1 protein-coding gene is annotated in these 635 nt (G+C 52.1%); it reads left to right on the forward strand.

Going from position 1 to position 635, the window contains the following annotated elements:
* Window positions 1–635 (forward strand): IS4 family transposase (locus VF724_RS21325; protein ID WP_371756241.1); only part of this gene is annotated, 635 nt, incomplete at both ends.

Below are 635 nucleotides of genomic sequence, written 5' to 3' on the forward strand. Positions count from 1 at the left end.
TTTCGCTTGCTCGAAAGCGACCGTGGGGCTTCCTTGCCGGGAAAAGACGTCGTCTACCGATTTCTCAATCATTCTGGTTTTGCTTGGCGCAGATTCCTCCACGCACTGAGTTTACGTGTGATTCAACACTTTGAGTCGCTGACATCGGCTTCCCGGGTTCGTGCCTTTATCGCGGATGATTCTGTACTCGCACGAAATCGCAGCAAGAAAGCCGAACTATTAGCGCTTGTTCATGATCATACGACAGGTCGCTTTATTCGTGGTTACAACATGCTGACGCTGGGGTGGTCCGACGGTTTCAGTTTTGCTCCGATTGATTTTGTCATGCTCAGTTCCGCCAAACTCAAAAACCGGTTCTGTGAAATGAAAGCCCGTCTTTCCAAGCGCAGTCCGGGCTATAAGCGTCGGACGGAAGCGTTGTCCCGCAAACCGGATGCCGTGGTCCGTCTGCTCGACCGTGCGCTTGCCGCAGGATTTTCGGCCGACTTCGTGCTGATGGATAGTTGGTTCACCCAGGCCCCCCTTCTTCGTGAACTGATGGCGAAAGGACTTCACGTCATCGGCATGATCAGAGATATGAAGCAGCGTTATGATGTCGGCGGTAAACGAATGAATCTTCAGGAACTGTATCGAAC

This window comes from Ferviditalea candida, assembly GCF_035282765.1.
GTDB classification, from domain to species: Bacteria; Bacillota; Bacilli; order Paenibacillales; family KCTC-25726; genus Ferviditalea; species Ferviditalea candida.